Source organism: Halalkalibacter alkalisediminis, assembly GCF_028610705.1.
Taxonomy (GTDB): Bacteria; Bacillota; Bacilli; order Bacillales; family Bacillaceae_D; genus Halalkalibacter; species Halalkalibacter alkalisediminis.
Genome location: NZ_JAQQWT010000023.1, coordinates 1 through 16,406 on the forward strand (window position 1 = coordinate 1; position 16,406 = coordinate 16,406).

14 protein-coding genes are annotated in these 16,406 nt (G+C 38.6%); 2 read left to right on the top strand and 12 right to left on the bottom strand.

Going from position 1 to position 16,406, the window contains the following annotated elements; translation table 11 throughout:
* On the top strand, window positions 1-871 hold an 871-nt coding region (locus PQ474_RS19970), incomplete at its 5' end, for a transposase (protein ID WP_273847167.1).
* Window positions 872-1,016: 145 nt separating this feature from the next.
* On the opposite strand, the gene PQ474_RS19975 is transcribed toward PQ474_RS19970, so the two are convergent.
* Together PQ474_RS19975 and PQ474_RS19980 are read right to left on the bottom strand one after the other, a co-directional pair.
* Window positions 1,017-1,373: a CHY zinc finger protein gene (locus tag PQ474_RS19975; protein WP_273847169.1), complete on the bottom strand. Its 357-nt coding sequence runs from the start codon at window positions 1,371-1,373 to the stop codon at window positions 1,017-1,019.
* Window positions 1,374-1,666: 293 nt separating this feature from the next.
* Window positions 1,667-3,022 carry a sodium-dependent transporter gene (locus PQ474_RS19980; protein WP_273847171.1) on the bottom strand — a complete coding sequence of 452 codons (1,356 nt, stop codon included), beginning with the start codon at window positions 3,020-3,022 and terminating at the stop codon, window positions 1,667-1,669.
* 393 nt (window positions 3,023-3,415) lie between these two features.
* Between PQ474_RS19980 and PQ474_RS19985 the strand changes: the two genes are divergently transcribed.
* Window positions 3,416-3,601 carry a hypothetical protein gene (locus PQ474_RS19985; RefSeq protein WP_273847173.1) on the top strand — a complete coding sequence of 62 codons (186 nt, stop codon included), beginning with the start codon at window positions 3,416-3,418 and terminating at the stop codon, window positions 3,599-3,601.
* A gap of 59 nt (window positions 3,602-3,660) precedes the next feature.
* On the opposite strand, the gene PQ474_RS19990 is transcribed toward PQ474_RS19985, so the two are convergent.
* The 10 genes from PQ474_RS19990 to PQ474_RS20035 all read right to left on the bottom strand — a co-directional run bounded on the left by PQ474_RS19990 (window position 3,661) and on the right by PQ474_RS20035 (window position 16,384).
* A complete protein-coding gene (locus PQ474_RS19990) occupies window positions 3,661-5,259 on the bottom strand; it encodes an aspartate:alanine exchanger family transporter (RefSeq protein WP_273847174.1) in 1,599 nt (532 codons plus the stop codon).
* Between the two features lie 236 nt (window positions 5,260-5,495).
* Complete coding sequence (locus tag PQ474_RS19995; protein ID WP_273847175.1) at window positions 5,496-7,025, bottom strand: spore germination protein; 1,530 nt, start codon at window positions 7,023-7,025, stop codon at window positions 5,496-5,498.
* Window positions 7,026-7,034: 9 nt separating this feature from the next.
* Complete coding sequence (locus PQ474_RS20000; RefSeq protein ID WP_273847176.1) at window positions 7,035-8,249, bottom strand: Ger(x)C family spore germination protein; 1,215 nt, start codon at window positions 8,247-8,249, stop codon at window positions 7,035-7,037.
* Window positions 8,246-9,376 carry a GerAB/ArcD/ProY family transporter gene (locus tag PQ474_RS20005; protein WP_273847177.1) on the bottom strand — a complete coding sequence of 377 codons (1,131 nt, stop codon included), beginning with the start codon at window positions 9,374-9,376 and terminating at the stop codon, window positions 8,246-8,248. The genes PQ474_RS20000 and PQ474_RS20005 overlap by 4 nt, the downstream gene beginning before the upstream one ends.
* Before the next feature lie 17 nt (window positions 9,377-9,393).
* Window positions 9,394-9,603 (bottom strand): hypothetical protein, encoded by a 210-nt coding sequence (locus PQ474_RS20010; RefSeq protein ID WP_273847178.1) that lies wholly within the window; start codon window positions 9,601-9,603, stop codon window positions 9,394-9,396.
* A 566-nt stretch (window positions 9,604-10,169) separates the two neighbouring features.
* Window positions 10,170-10,961 carry a carbon-nitrogen hydrolase family protein gene (locus tag PQ474_RS20015; protein ID WP_273847179.1) on the bottom strand — a complete coding sequence of 264 codons (792 nt, stop codon included), beginning with the start codon at window positions 10,959-10,961 and terminating at the stop codon, window positions 10,170-10,172.
* The gene (locus PQ474_RS20020; protein ID WP_273847180.1) at window positions 10,961-12,328 is read right to left on the bottom strand and encodes a purine-cytosine permease family protein; all 1,368 of its coding nucleotides are present in this window, start codon (window positions 12,326-12,328) and stop codon (window positions 10,961-10,963) included. Before PQ474_RS20020 ends, PQ474_RS20015 begins: the two co-directional genes overlap by 1 nt.
* Before the next feature lie 58 nt (window positions 12,329-12,386).
* Entirely contained in the window at window positions 12,387-13,838 is a 1,452-nt protein-coding gene (locus tag PQ474_RS20025; protein ID WP_390186758.1) for an aldehyde dehydrogenase family protein, read from the bottom strand.
* 17 nt (window positions 13,839-13,855) lie between these two features.
* Window positions 13,856-14,830, bottom strand: a complete 975-nt coding sequence (gene speB, locus PQ474_RS20030) for an agmatinase (protein ID WP_273847181.1) — start codon at window positions 14,828-14,830, stop codon at window positions 13,856-13,858.
* A gap of 129 nt (window positions 14,831-14,959) precedes the next feature.
* The gene (locus PQ474_RS20035; RefSeq protein ID WP_273847182.1) at window positions 14,960-16,384 is read right to left on the bottom strand and encodes a sigma-54 interaction domain-containing protein; all 1,425 of its coding nucleotides are present in this window, start codon (window positions 16,382-16,384) and stop codon (window positions 14,960-14,962) included.
* Window positions 16,385-16,406 lie beyond the last annotated feature (22 nt).

The window sequence follows — 16,406 nt, forward strand, 5'->3', positions numbered from 1 at the left end:
TGGACGTAAATCAAAAGAAGAACAAGAGCAATGGCTTCAAGAACAAGCCGAACGCGAAGCAAATCTGTCGGTTTTCGAGAAACCCATTGAAGCTCAACTTGATACACCTCTAAATGTATTACGTTCATCCGTACCAAATGCCCCTAAATGGGGCATTAAGAAAAACAGCGAAGGGAAGAATGCTTATTGGTATGGATATAAAGGACACTTAGCCGTTGGAACCAAGAGTCAGTACATTCTACAATCCCTATTTTCATCTGGTAATCTGAATGACGGAAAAGCGGCAATCCCTTTATTAAAAGGCATTCATGAGCGTCTTTCTATCCTTCCGATCTCTTATAGCACATTGGATGCAGGTTACGATTATCCCGCTATTTATCAACAAATCTATCGGATCGGTGCCCAGTCGATTATTGCTTATAACAAGAAGAATGAATCAGAACCAGTAGGGTTTGATAAGAATTTTGCCCCTACTTGTGTTCATGAACATTCATATCGGTATGATAGTTATGACCCAACTTATGAGACGTTAAAATATACACGTCCAAAAGAGTGCAAAGACTGTCCGCTAGCAGAAGATACGTTGTGCCAGAAGGTTTATAAAGTCAAAATCACCACTGATTTACGTCGCTATACAGCCCCAGCCCGCGGTTCAAAGGCGTGGAAAACGCTCTATAAGCAACGAAGTGCTGTCGAACGAGTCATTGCTTATCTCAAAGAATTCTTCCAATTAAATAATGTTCGTTATCGTACAGGAAAACGAGCAAAAGTACACTTTGATTTGACACAATTAGTTTATAACGGAGCGAAGCTTGCTTGTGACCGGATAGCTAAGTCACTTTCCAACAAGGAGCTGAATCACGTGGCTTAAATCCAATTTTAAAAATGTTAAATGTAAAATTGGATTCTTGTACGATTCATGAGTTAGGCTTTATGAAATTGATTCAAATATATGAATTTTATCTATAATGAATCTAATAGGGTTATAACCTGCACGAAGAAGACTAGTTCTTACATCATTCAAAATACAAATGATAATGAGTTTGACAGCCTTCATTAAATGACGATTTACAAACAGGACACTTTGAACCACTATTTACATAAGCATTAATCGTTAACTCTGTCTTACATACGCCACATAAGATCGCTTTCTGGCCCCTTTCCTCCCGCTTCCAAATAACAGACTCATGTCCTGCCACTTCTTCATGGCAAAGGTGACAAGGATAATAAGTGTTGCAACATTTAAATTTAATCGCTATGATATCTTTCTCCGTATGATAGTGTTCACACCTTGTCTGTTTATCTACCTTCACGCCTTTGACTTCTACTTTTTTCATTTTCACCGATCCTTTTTCCCTGATTTTTAAATTCATCTAATTAGTATACCACCTGAAATTGATCAACTGGATGGTCTACCCTACTCATGAACATAGATTCCTCTTTTTTACAACAATCGCCCTTTCTACTGATTTTCGGACGTGAGTTCCGCTATCTACTAAAAGTCAGAAGAACTATACAGTTCATTGATAGATTAGCAGAACTCATGTCCACTCCGCCTCTCTACATCGCCTCCACCAAAATAACAGACTTCACGTCCCCTAATTCCACATGATGGCACACTATAACGAAAAAGAAGCAACGCCCTAACGAGCGCTGCTTCTCATCTTTAAAGTATCCAAGTTAGAACACCCAATACATCTAAAAACACAATAATGATGGCAATAGGTGTGACATAACGCAATAAATAAAACCAAGTATAATAGAAACCCATTCCTACTTTAGAACCTTGCTTAAGCTCATCTAGTAAATCTGTTTTTGAGACTTTAAACGTAACAAAGATGGATACCACAAGCGCTCCTAAAGGCATAAGGATGTTACTCACTGTCATATCAAGAAAGTCGAAGAACGTCCGGCCAAAGAAAACGGTATCGGCCATTAAACCAAAAGATAGACAGGAAGGGATTCCAACAATAAAAATCACCCCTCCGAGAATCCACGTATATTTTTTTCTCTTGTTTAAATCATCTTTTGCTAAGGTTGCCACAAGCGACTCAACCATCGAAAAGGCAGAGGTTAAAGCGGCAAATAAAAACAAGATCAAAAAGGCAATAAAGAAAACCATTCCAAATGGCATTTGATTAAAAACCGCTGGTAACACAGCAAAGATTAAAGTAGGTCCCTCATTGACTTCTAACCCCATCGAGAAGACTCCCGGAAAAATAGCTAACCCTGCAAGCAAAGCGATAAACAAATTCATTCCCACAATGGAGACAGCCGACTTCGGAAGATCCTGTGATTTGGGAAGATAAGAACTATAAGTCACCATAACAGATACACCAAGTGATAAAGAAAAAAAGGCTTGTCCTAATGCAAAGAGAATCACTTCTGAATTCAATTGTGAAAAATCAGGAACAAGTAAAAAACGCACGCCTTCCATTGCCCCATCCAAACTTAAAGACCGAATCACTAGTAATAAAAATAAAACAAACAAGGCTGGCATCATAAAGGTACTAGCTTTTTCAATTCCTTTTTGAACCCCTTTTGCCACGACATAAACCGTGATCAATAAAAAGACAATTTGTCCTGTTAGTGCATATAGTGGATTCGAAATAATATTTCCAAATAACTGTCCGTATTGCTCTTGTGGCAAGTCATTGAGCCCACCCGTAAAAGCTTGAAACAGGTATAAAATAATCCACCCACCGACTACACTGTAAAAAGATAAAACTAAAAAGCTCGTAAATACGCCCAGTCTTCCCGTTAAATGCCATAACGTGCTTGGTGCTAATTTTTTGTAAGTCGTGATCGCATCACTTTGTGCTCGGCGTCCTATTACAAATTCCCCGACTAACAAAGGATAGCCTAATAACAACGTAAAGAGAATAAAAAGGAAAAAGAACGCTCCTCCGCCTGATGTCCCAGCGACATATGGTAACTTCCATATAGCTCCAAGTCCGATCGCCGAACCCGCCGCTGCTAAAATAAAGCCTAATTTTGATTTCCATTGTTCATGTACAGACATTCTATCAAACTCTTTTCTATTATTAATTTAACTTTAAAAAAAGAAACACAAATGAAAGTATAACGCGAAATGCTATCGTTTTAAAAGGCTTTTGTCGAAAATATCGTATTTTGGTATAACTTTCACAAAAGAAAAACGATACAACCTCATCTAACAGGTTTTCAACCACACTACACCCATATTACAATTTGCTTACACTTCATCAAAAAAAGTAAAAAATCAACAATAAATCTATATTAAAGGTGTAAAATTATTTAATTACAATGATAATCTTGTGGTTCTACTATACTTAGAAAATGAAAAAGTTTACGATGATATTGTACACGTGCTTTCATTTGCACTTATATTCCATATGTAGTGAATAATGATTAAAAAAGAAAGGTGGCCGTTGTCATGAATCGAGATTTCACCTTGCAACAAATAGCTGAAGGTCTCACCAAATCTGTATTAAATGCATCGGACAAGGACTTAGAAGGTTTTCAAAGAATCATCGATGAAACCATTAAATTAAGAGAAGCACACAAAGATCTACATAAAATGGTCCAAAGTTATACGACCTCTGGTGTACAACGTTCATAGTGAAAATGACCAAAAACCGTCTGAGAGATAAAACTCACTTAGACGGTTTTTCAATGTATTCACAAAAAGAAGATTAATAGCTGGGACGCGATAGCCACGAAGATGAGTGCAAACGGGTATGCCGCCGCATAGGCAATCGAAGGATCTTCCGAATCAATCAATTGATTAACCGCCCCTAGACCAGGTGTACTAGTAAGACCACCGCAAAGAGCACCAAGTGAATGAATCATGCTCAGTTGGAACAGCTTTCTAGCAAGAAAAAAACCAACTACTATCGGAATAATCGTAATGAGTGCCCCTCCAAATACAAGGCGGAGTCCTTCTCTTTGGACAACCTCAACAAGACCTTGCCCTGCTGTGGTACCTGCTCCAGCTAAAAACAAAACTAATCCAATATCACGGATTACTTGATTAGATGGTTGAAAATAACGTGCCCGAATCGGCCCAAGCTTTCCAAAATGACCGATTACTAAAGCCACAAACAAAGGACCCCCTGCAACCCCGAAAGTAACCGTCCCGAGATTCGGTAAATGAATCGGAACCATGCCCATAACAATCCCAATCAACAAAATCAAACTCAATGAAAAAATATGTACGTTCGTCACGGCCAATGTTTTTTTGCTAAACAGCTTTTCGACTACGTTTAACCGATCTTCACTGCTAACAAGCGTTAGAACGTCACCTCTTTCCATACGCCACTTGGAACTTTGGTTAAATTCAAAGCCTCCTCGCTCCATCCGTGTAACCGTTACCCCATACATTCTTCTTAATTCAAGCTCTCTTAAACTTTTTCCAATCATCTCCTCCGAATCCACAACCACTTTACGTAGTTTCACGTGATCCGAGTTCTTAAAATCGACTTCAACTTCTTTCCCAATATCTTCACAAAGCCTATTTAAATCTGCTCTTAATCCTACAGCTACCAAACGATCACCTACTAAGATCACCGTGTCATTTAAAGCAATAATATTTCTATCTCCACGAATGACTCGACTTATGACCACGGATTTATACTGTTCAAACTTCAACTCTTTTAACGTTCGCTTGTTAATGATCGAATTGGTCACTTCAACGGTCACGACTTCAGGTGAACCTTCATTGCGCGCTGGATCAACCTTTTCCTTTAAATCCTTGACCAAATCAATGTTAAACACTCTTGGCAACAGTTGAACAAATAATACGACTGCGATCACCCCAAATGGGTAAGCAATTCCGTATCCAACTGAAGCAAGCGGATCATTGGTTGCCTGCAAAGCTGCCGCTAACCCAGGTGTACTAGTCAGTGCCCCTGTCATCAGTCCGATGCTAAGAGCCGGAGAAAGTCCGAACACTTTAGACACCACGATCGTTGTCAGCGCCGCAATCAAAACAATGAATAACCCGATGATGCCAAATACAATTCCGCTTGAGCGCATCATTCGAAAAAAACGAGGACCCGCTTGTAAACCAACCGCGACGATAAACAAACTTAATCCTAAATTCTGGACCGTTTGTGAAATCTCGTAACCGAAATGACCAAACAACATCGCAACCAATAGGACCCCTGATGTCCCTAAACTAAGCCCTTTGATCTTCGCTTGACCAAGCATGGATCCTAAAAATAAAATGACAAATAACAATAGTAATGGTTCATTTAATAAAGAAATGACAAATTCCACTTTGGATCCTCCATTAAAAACATACTGTGTCAATACTTTTGACTATGTCTTATTATAGAGATTTCAACCTCGAAAGAAGTGACTTTGCTCACATCTTCACTTGATGATAAAAAGATTATCCCTCTTTTTGAGGCTACTGAGTAGGTGATTTGAATCTTTTCAGTAGCCTTTTCTTTTTAAGAATCTTAAACCGTGCTGTTACAACATCATTAAATTCATCTACAGGAGTCTGTCAGTCACATATCCTTTTTCTTCTTATCCAACACACCTGGTTCTGCTGGTCGATTTTTTAAAAGAATAAGAGGCCCACGAATCATTAGGTCTAACCACTCTCCAAATTTATATGGTGCGAATGGAGATGTATAATAACTACCAAAGCTTCTTAACCCAACAAGGTGAATATTAATCAAAATATATGAAATGACAATGCCAAATAACCCAAGGAAAGCCGCTGAAATCATCACTAGAAAACGCAATATACGAAAGGTGATACTGACATTATAGGCAGGAATGGCGAATGATGCGATCGCTGTAACGGCCACGACGATAACCATGACCGGACTTACAATCCCAGCCCGAACAGCTGCGTCCCCGATAACAAGACCACCGACAATTCCGATTGTTTGTCCAATTGGACGCGGCAATCGAATTCCTGCTTCTCTTAATAATTCAAAGGTGATTTCCATTAAGAAAGCTTCAATAAAAGCAGGAAAAGGTACACCTTCCCGGGTGCTTGCAATCGATAGAGCAATAACAGTTGGGATCATCCCTTGATGATAAGAGACAATCGCAATGTAGAGTCCAGGTAGAAATACAGCGATAGCCGCTGCGAAATAGCGCAGGAGTCGAACAAAACTACTAATGTGCCATCGATCATAGTTATCTTCAGTCGCCCTCATTAAATCACTAAATGTTACAGGTGCCATTAAAATAAATGGTGTGCCATCTAAAACCACCACGACTTTCCCACTCGTTAAAGCGATGATTGTTTTATCCGGTCTTTCTGTTCGTAGTAATTGCGGAAATGGAGACAATACATTTTCTTCAATATATTGTTCAATCACACCTGTCTCCATAGTGATATCCATGTCTAGACAAGAGAGTCGATAACGCACTTCTTCGACAAGATCCTGATTTGTAATTCCCTTTAGGTACACAATCGCAAAATCCGTTTTCGAACGACGCCCTAGTTGACCAAACTGTACAGTCAAATTAGGATCTCGTAGACGTCTCCGTATTAACATAACATTCGTATGAAGAACTTCATTAAACCCATCACGTGGTCCCCTTACAATTACTTCACTTTCAGGTTCTTCTATACTTCGTTGATTATATTGTCTCGTTTCAAATAGAATCAACTTGTCTATTCCATCGATGACCAGTAATGTTTCTCCTGACATGAGAGACAAAATCGCTTCATCAAACGTTTCCTTTTCAGAAACCTCTATAAACGTAACGACTTCCGTCAGTAAGTGTTCGACCAATTGATGACTAGTTAGTTCCTTGTTGATATCAGCAAAATAAATAAGTGGTTTAATAATCCGATCCTCAATACCAGAATCAAAGGCTAGCCCATCAACAAAAAATAAACTCGCTTTTAATTGCCCTCCAATTTTGAAGTCCCTTTGAACGATATCATCGCTTTCTCCAACTATATTATTAATCGTCTCAACCATTTTAGTCAGACTTTTAGAACGCTTAATCTCATACTCATCTGAGGCTCTTTGTTTCTGTTCATTTAACCTTTTCAATAATCTTCTATACATTTCTTCACCTCAATTCTCTTCTAACTCCGCGGTTGTCATATAATGACGAATTTCTACGTCAACCTCTAAATTGATTTCAGCCTTAGAAAAAGCACCATCTTCCCCATCCCAACGATCTTTCACTTCTTGCCAATAAGAATTCTCATGAATTCTCACTTCGTCATGAAGCTGAAAAATATCAGTATAAAATTCATTTTGCATTTTTTCTATTACCTTCGTTGATTGACGTTTAATTTCGTTTGCAACTTCCTGTTCAAGCTTCGAAATGGTTTCATGGGTGTCAAGGTCAATGCCACCAATCCAATTATCCACAAAGAAGCCCTCTGCCATTATCGTGATCGTAAAAAGATCTTTGCCATTTTCGTGTTGATAATCAACCTTTACTTCTCCAGAATCTGTTTCAAAGACAAATGGCTTTTGCTCCGGACCATAAAAAGCTTCAATGGCTTCATTTTCCACTTCCCCCGTTACCCAACCGTACCCTTGAATATCATACTCACCAAGCCAACCTACCATTTTATTTTCTCTTCCAAAAAAAACAGCAGCACCTGCTAATTTAATGCCATCCCCGCCTGTTTTAGTAATCCTCGGAATGATATAGCTCTGATGACTTGCTACATTATTAATTAATTCACCAATATATTTTTTGGGAGGAATACTATGACCTTTCTCGGTATTGTTGCTCATCATCTCAATGGAGATCGCTGGCATGATTTCTAATGGAAGTTTATTTTCTAATATCTCATAACCACTCCCTTTTGAAATAAGAACCAGAAAATCTCTTCGCATTGCATGATCTCGAGCGAAAAAGTCAATAACGCTCTCTATGATTCCTTCTCGGGCTAATTCTTCGTTTATGAGTACTACTTTTACATGTTCATAATTCATTACTCGACTTCTTCTAGATGTAAAATTTCGATTTATCTTAAAGTTAGTCATTCCTGTTGAGCGAATGTTAAAAAATGGCCCTTCAGCTGGACTCCCTCCTCCTTCTCCCCCTCCTTCAATTAACCCCGGAATGACCACTTGATTCGTTACTTGAAACATCTCTTTAGGTAAAGGTCTGCCCGTTTCTTTTTGATATCTTGCTTTTATTTCTTCATCGTCTACTGGATCTAGAGCTGTACCAATAACAAAACTTAATTGTTCTATCTCTGTTAAATCCCAACACCCTGATAACATAAATAGACAAACAAGAAGAAACGATAGAGTTATCCCTTTCATTTTGCTATCTCCTTCGTATTTGTTTGATTCCTTTTCTTTCTCATTTTAATCCATACGGTCAAATAACCTATAATAAGTGACAGTAAAATGAGACTGGCACCTGCATAACCTATTAGATCTCCTAGTGTAAATACTTCTTGAATAGAGTTTGGGATAGCAGCAATATAATAAGTAAAAAACGTAACTACAGCTGGGATCCACATTCCTTTTTCCGTCTTTAAAAGGTCTTTTTTGATCGTTTGCACAGCTAAATAATGGATAATAGCCATGGTGTTAAAAATTTGCATGATCCAAATCACAATCATTAACGGCTCAAACCGTTCAATCAAACCCTCTACGATTTCTACTTCTTTCGCTAACCCAACCGTTGGAAAAACAATCGTTTTTACGCCATTAACAGACATAACCGTATAAGATATAACAACTATGAGAAGATACAACATCGTCACAAAAAGAACCCCTAGATTTAATGGCAAAGCTCGTAAATGGTCTGATTTCATAAAAGCAAGCCAAAAAAACAATAATTCGATTCCTAGAAACGAAAATATGGTAGGTTGTAGCGACGGTAATAGGGAGGTCATCCCCATAGGTAAAACAGGGCGTAGTTCCGTTATATTCATATCTTGAATATTAAAGACGATTAAGATTAGATAAACGAACATAATAAATGGGATAAACATTAGATTTAAATGAACAATTCCTTGTACTCCTTTAGAGACCGCATAGGTCGTCGTTAAGACGATAATTGCAAGTGTTATTTCAGGCGGCGTTCGATCAAGTAAATACATTCGAACGATAATCGTTAAAACTCGAGCTTCATAAGCTAGAAACGGAATAAAGTAAATAACAAAAAGGACAGCAATGAGTTTGGCAATCCATTTTCCCATTCCTTTTTCTCCGACATATTCTAGAAGAGACTGTCCAGGGAAATTCTTTTGAAGCCGGACGATCATGAAAACAAAACCCATGACAATTGCACTACTAACCAGAATGGCTATCCAACCATCTCCGCTATCCATCGCTTCAGCTAAAGAACGTGGTAACGTTAAAATTCCAATTGCCAGCATCATTGATATTAACGTAATGGACATTTCTAAAGGAGAAATACGATATGGTGGCTGATTCATATTTCCACCCCTTAACCTTAGTTTGACTTTTGTTGATTGTTCGCGTTTTGTTCTAGTTGCTTCCTTTTACGCTGGTTTTCTTCCTGCATCCAAGGTAGTTTTAAAATGTGATGTAACCATTTATTTAGAAATTGAAACGCTAATATAAGTATTGCGACTCCCGCCCCCCCTATAAACACTCCTCCTGGAGGTAAAAAACCCAGCAAATTATCCATTATTTCAGCCATATAATCACCCGCATCTGTAGTTACTTGTTTTTTAGCATTTGCACTTGTAAAGAGAAATATGTTATTGAACGTAAGTATTTCCAAAAGAACCTAAAAAGTAGCAACCTAGAACGAGCACGAAAAGGCCAAGTAGACACTAGTCTACTTGGCCTTTTATTAAAAATTGTACAGTTGCTATGAAGAAAGTACGAATGCCCCGAGTAAGCATTTTATAAATGACCTCAATGCTTCCGAAAATAGATTCTTCATGAGCTTGGATCGGCCTACCTGTATGAAACAACACAATCAACCCAGGAGTTAATCGGTTTAAATATGGATGAATATCCTATAGTGTAATAGCCTCTCTTGCTTTTTTTCTGTTACATGAATCACTAATCCTTTTCCTAAAAAAGATTGTAAACCGACCTCATCGATTTTTAAACTAATTTCTCTAAAGCGGAAAGGCGCATCAACATAGGTTTCCCTATGGCAGCCAGATTAACATAACTTACATGATATCCATCTTAATCAATGGTCGCCACTGGTCTGATAACTAGTTTTGATCTTCATTTTGAACCTCCTTCTTCCTAAGATCCATACACATCCGTTCTTCTTTCTTCTAGCATTGTAAAAAATGTCTTTTTTAACTCCTTGCGCCATTTTTGATTAATAGCTGTAATTAGAATTTCTTCTTGATCACTAGCCATTGTGAGACACTCTCCATTAGGACCATACACACACGATCCCCCAAAGAATGTTAGCTCTTGTGATGAACCAATATGATTAATGGTCATTAAGAAAAGGCTATTATCAATGGCCCTTGCCCTGCCAAAGTGATGGTAAGGGCGATCGTAAGGGACTTCCCACGCACTTGGAGCGAGCAAAAGATCTGCCCCTTTTTTGGCAAGCTCCCTCGCCAACTCTGGAAAAGCAAGATCCCAACAGATCATTAACCCGACCTTTCCCATAGTAGTGTCCACAATGACGATTTCATTTCCAGCCGAAAAATACGCTTTCTCCAAGCAAGTTAAATGAATTTTTCGATAATTACCTAAAGAATTGCCACTCGTATCAATGAATTTCAAAGAATTATATAGTATGTTCTCTTCTCCCTTTTCAACATAACCATATGCCAAATGCACATGATATTCTCTTGCAAGCTTTGCCATTTCTAACTCAATCGGACCACCTTGCTTTTCGGCTACCTCATAAAGATGTTCCGTTAAAAAATATCCGGTTGCCGCTAGCTCAGGGAATAAAAGTAGTTTCACATCTGGATTTAAAGTTAGACTTTCTTTTACAAACTCTCTTATCTTCTTTAAATTGTCGTCAATGTCACCTACGGAAAATTCTGCTTGTATTCCGGCAATATAATCCATTATGACAAATCAACGCCTTTTTGTTCCAATGACGATGTGACTGGAATTTGTTTTGAAAGTGTCATGACCACCCAATATAAGAAGCCAGAAACGAAGAATGTTAAAATCGATGAACCCACGAATAGCGGCATGACATAAGTAAAGTAATAGGCAAAAACAGCCCCTAAAATATAGGCAACATATGCGGCAATGTTAATCCCATTTTGATAACGGTAATTTCCCCTCACATCAGAAACAATGTCTTCAGCGTCATAACTCCCCTTTTTGATCATAAAAAAATCAACGAGAACAATCGCAAAAATAGGAATAAACAAGGTAGCAATTAATAGAATGAAGTCAAAGAAATTAGCCATCAATGCATCTTGAAGTAGGGCACCTATAATGGTTATAAGTCCGATCACAGCAACAGGTTTCCAGAATGAAACGTTTGAGAAGACATTCATAAATGACATCGATGCACTGTACAGAGCCATTACGTTTGTTGAAACAACCGATAAGAACACAACAATGGACGCAACAAAGCCAAATCCATAGGCGACAAGTAATAGAGTTGGATCATACGTTTGTTCCATTCCAGCTAAAATACTGAAACCACTAACGGTAGCCCCAAGCCCCATCGCAATTAAAGAAGCAAGGACATACCCCAAATACGTTCCGGCCATCGCCTTTTTTTCTGACTTAGCATGTCGGTTAAAATCACAAACAGTCGACATCCAAGAAAAGGCCGTTGCTACGACAATATCAAACGCAATGATCGTTGTGATTTCAGGATTTTGACTTACTTGCATCGAAATGAGAGACGAAACATCGTAAGTAGTAAACAATTTATAAAAAACAACTGTTGATAAGATTAACATCCCAATGGAAACATATTTTTCTAATCTTTCTACGCCACAGTGTCCATAAATCGTAATTCCAACAACTAGAACCTGTGTCAAAATAACAAATAACGCAATATTGCTGTACCCAGTTGCATAACTGATGGCATAATCTAAACTTAGCCCTGCTAAAAAGGCCTGAATCCAACTCCAACCAATCAAGATAATGGTATTAACAATTGAGGGAAGGATCGCTCCTTTTTGCCCAAATGCAGCTCTAGTCATTACCATTGTTGATAATCCAGTCCTTGTTCCAATAGCCCCTGTCAATGCAAGTGGAATTGCCCCAATCGCCGAGCCAATAATGATGGCCCATATCGCTGTCTTCCATGAAATATCTGGAACAAAAAGCATTCCTGTCAATACCGATGTAATGACCACATTCGCCGCTAACCAAAGAGCAAATGTGGAAAAGAAGGTCATCGTTCGTTTATTTTGAGGAGTAGGTTTAATGTTATCATTACCAAATTGATTGATGAGTTGAGCCATTTTGTTGCCTCCCAAATTTTTTATTTGTTAGCAATTAATCGCTTAGTAGTAGAGAATATTAAAACCTATACCAACCTAGCTTGTCTAATTTAGGGGTAAGATTGATATGCTTCGGTTCGGAATAAGCTGCTAATCCTTGTGGACCTAGCTCTCTCCCAATCCCACTTTGTTTAAAACCACCCCACGGCGCATTGACAAAAGGGGTATGGTAACTATTAATCCATATCGTTCCAGCTTGAATTCGATCAGCCAGACGCTCACAACGAGCGAGGTCTTTACTTAGAATTCCTGCTGCTAATCCAAATTTTGTCCCATTTGCAAGCTTAATCGCTTCCTCTTCACTACTAAAAGATTGAATCACACAGAAAGGCCCAAAAATCTCTTCTTGAACAATCGCCATTTCTAACGTAACATCCGTAAAAATAATCGGTGTTAAATAGAAACCCTTTTGTCCAATTCTTTCTCCCCCAACTTCCAATGTTGCTCCTTCTTCTTTCCCTAATTGAATAAAACTCTCTATTTTTTCTAGGTGCTCTTTACTTATGAGCGGACCCATTTCTGTCTCTTCTTTTAATGGGTTTCCTAGCTGTATTTTCTTTGTCTTATCAATGAGTTTTTTTATGAACGGCTTATACATGTTTTCGTGAACAAGGATGCGCGAAGAAGCCACACATACCTCTCCCTGGTTAAAAAATGCGCCAAAGATGGTCCATTCCACTGCTTGATCTATATTGGCATCATCCCAAACAATTAATGGCGATTTCCCGCCAAGCTCTAGGGATACACGCTTAAACGTACGAGCGCATTGTTCATTAATGGTCCGCCCTGTTTTTGTCCCTCCTGTAAATGAAATTTTGTCAACCTCCTCACTTGTAACCAATGTCTGGCCCACAGTCTGACCATCGCCAATGACTAGATTAAAAACACCGTCTGGTAACGCACACTTCTTCATCAATTCCGCCAGTTTAATCATTGTTAAAGGTGTTAGCTCAGATGGCTTAAACACAATGGTATTTCCAGCGGCTAATGCCGGTGCAATCTTCCAAATCCCTAATAATAGAGGGAAGTTCCAAGGAACAATTAAAGCGGTTACTCCATAAGGAACGTTTTTAATCCTACTTGTCGATCCGTCCCATTGGTCAGTTTCTTCAATCTGTTGGTCTTTTACTAGCTTGGCATAATAGCGCAAACAGTTAACTGAATCCTCCACATCAAGCCGTGCCTCACGAATTGGTTTCCCTGTATTTTCGGTTTCTAGTACAGCAAACTCTTCTCGTCTTTCTGCTAGTGTATCGGCGATCCTTAAGAGGAAATTAGTTCTTTCTTCTATGTCCTCCTTCCAACTTGAGTCATTAAAGGCATCCCTCGCTGCTTGTATGGCCATTTCAACTTGCTTCACCGAAGCCTCATAAACAGTAGCAACTGTGGATTCTGAGGATGGATTTAGAATGCGGCGAACATTCCCTTCTCCTCTAACCATTTCCCCATTCATATATAATTGCTTATCCAACGCATTCCCTCCGTTCATCATGTTACAGTTGTACTGGCATTTCCTACTCGTTGCTCTCTTCGTTTTTTTAATGCAACAAGTGAGATCATCTCATGAGCAACAGCTGAAGCCATTACTGCGGTGATTTCGCTGCTGTCATAAGGAGGTAGCACCTCAACTAAATCAAACGCAATAAAGTTCAATCCGTTCAAACGTCTAACACATTCAATTGCCTCAACATTCGTGGCCCCACACACTTCTGGAGTTCCTGTGCCTGGTGCGAAGGCAGGGTCAACAAAATCAATATCAAAGGAAACAAATGTCGGATGTGAACCTACTCTCTCATGAACTCGCTTCATGACTTGTTCATAACCAATCTTTCTGAACTCTTGCATCGTAATCACTTCAAATCCGAGTTTTCTTGTTTCATTCATATCATCTGGTCCATAAAGGGAACCACGCATCCCGATCATAATCGAATGCTCTACGTCAATAAGCCCTTCTTCTACTGCACGCCTAAAAGGAGTTCCATGCATATACTTTTCTCCGTAATAGTTGTCCCACGTGTCCGAATGAGCATCAAAGAGCACAAGGGCAACGGGTCCATACTTTTCAGCGGCCGCTCTTAAATTACCTAGTGTAATAGAATGATCACCACCAAAAATTATTGGGGTAATCTCCTTTTGTAGAATGGGTCTTAGTTCATTTTGAATATTGTCATAGGTCCGGTGTATGTTTCCAGGAATCACATCAATATCCCCATAATCGACTCCTGAACAGTAATCAAAAATATTGATATCTTGATCTGGATTATAAGGCCTAAGTAGCACAGAGAAATTACGAATATGTTGCGGACCTCCTCGTTGCCCTGTTCGGTAAGAAGCAGCTGTGTCAAATGGAATCCCTACGACAACAAAATCGACATCATCAGTTGTTTTGATCGGTTCTAATCTCATAAATGTTCTGACTCCACAAAACCTGGGTGACAGTGAAGAATCTTTCGGTTGATACATTCTTATTTCCCCCTATCGTTTTACTTTCTACACATATACTTGCAAAAGCCATGCCAACCTCAATTCTTTTAATTATTGAATTTTTTAGATATTTCAATGCAAGAATGAATTATTTTATTTCTAGATAATTCATTTTGGGATTTTAATGCATTTTTGAATTAATTGATACTTCTGAAGCTTACGTACCACCGTTGATTGACTTACTCCCAAATACTCTGCCATTTCATACGTCGTTTTATATTGTCGGTACGCCCTTTTTAACCAACGTTTTTCTACATTCTCTAATGCCTCTTTAAAGCTCATATACTCTTCACCATCTAAACTGGCATCAAATACATCTTGAGTTGAATCTTCGAATGACTGTTGCACCATTAGTGGAAGATGACTAGGTTTTATCGCGTCTTGATCAGAAGTAAGGATTATTCGCTCAATCATATTCTCTAATTCCCTGACGTTTCCAGGCCAGTTGTATGCAATCAGATGCTCAATCACCAATGGCAACAGTTGCTTACTCGTTCCATACTTATCATTGAATTTCTTCACATAATGTTGAATTAAAATCGCTATGTCTTCTTTTCTTTCTCTGAGTGGAGGGATATCAATCGGAATCACATTAAGTCGGTAATACAAATCTCGTCGAAATTCTCCTCGCTCCACCATTTCTTCTAGGTTTTGATTTGTTGAGGCAATTAGTCGAAAATCAATTTTACGTGGCTTCAAACCTCCTACTCTCGTGACCATCTTTTCTTGTAGCACTTTTAATAGTTTCGCTTGTACAGAAAGGGGCAGTTCTCCAATTTCATCTAAAAATAACGTTCCACGATCAGCAAGTTCAATCATTCCAACTTTTCCTTTTTTATGTGCACCTGTAAAGGAACCTGCTTCAAAACCAAACATTTCTGATTCAAACAAGGAATCTGGAATAGCACTACAGTTTACTTCAATAAAGCTCTCCTTTGAACGATCACTTCCATTATGTAAGGCTCTTGCAAATACATTTTTCCCAACACCAGACTCTCCTAAAAAAACGACGGTTGCTTCCGATTTAGAAATACGTTGAATTAAATCCCAAATTTGGAGGATTGCTTTACTCTTTAAGACAATCTCGCCCTTATTTCCTTTTTCCTGTAATTCTTCTATTTTTGACTCATATTGCCCCATTCTTCTCTGTAATTCATCAAAGTTGTCCTTTAATTCTTCTATCTCTGTTAAATCATAAGAAAAACTTATCACCCGGATGATCGATCCATCCTCATCAAAAACAGGCATCCCCGTCGCTAGCACAGTCCGATGGCCTTTGGTTTGCTGCATGATTTGGCAATCCTTTTTTTCTTTCAACACCTTTATTGTAATAGACGGAGATAATATATTTTCTTTTTCAAGATCGAATACGGTCTTTCCAATCATATCTTGATAATCTACTCCATAGATATCTAGACAATTAGGACTGACTTTTAACACAACCCCCTCCCCATCAGTAATTACGATATTATCTTTTGAAGTGGTTAAAATCGCATCTAGTTCTAATTCAAGTAATTTCAACTTATTTTGCATAGCAACCTCCATATTCGTAGAT

Coding starts and splice junctions, on each gene's coding strand:
- PQ474_RS19975 (WP_273847169.1), bottom strand. CDS start 1,373: ATGAATTTAAAAATCAGGGAAAAAGGATCGGTGAAAATGAAAAAAGTA.
- PQ474_RS19985 (WP_273847173.1), top strand. CDS start 3,416: ATGAATCGAGATTTCACCTTGCAACAAATAGCTGAAGGTCTCACCAAA.
- speB (WP_273847181.1), bottom strand. CDS start 14,830: ATGTATCAACCGAAAGATTCTTCACTGTCACCCAGGTTTTGTGGAGTC.
- PQ474_RS19980 (WP_273847171.1), bottom strand. CDS start 3,022: ATGTCTGTACATGAACAATGGAAATCAAAATTAGGCTTTATTTTAGCA.
- PQ474_RS20015 (WP_273847179.1), bottom strand. CDS start 10,961: ATGGATTATATTGCCGGAATACAAGCAGAATTTTCCGTAGGTGACATT.
- PQ474_RS20000 (WP_273847176.1), bottom strand. CDS start 8,249: ATGAAAGGGATAACTCTATCGTTTCTTCTTGTTTGTCTATTTATGTTA.
- PQ474_RS20005 (WP_273847177.1), bottom strand. CDS start 9,376: ATGAATCAGCCACCATATCGTATTTCTCCTTTAGAAATGTCCATTACG.
- PQ474_RS20035 (WP_273847182.1), bottom strand. CDS start 16,384: ATGCAAAATAAGTTGAAATTACTTGAATTAGAACTAGATGCGATTTTA.
- PQ474_RS20010 (WP_273847178.1), bottom strand. CDS start 9,603: ATGGCTGAAATAATGGATAATTTGCTGGGTTTTTTACCTCCAGGAGGA.
- PQ474_RS19995 (WP_273847175.1), bottom strand. CDS start 7,025: ATGTATAGAAGATTATTGAAAAGGTTAAATGAACAGAAACAAAGAGCC.
- PQ474_RS20020 (WP_273847180.1), bottom strand. CDS start 12,328: ATGGCTCAACTCATCAATCAATTTGGTAATGATAACATTAAACCTACT.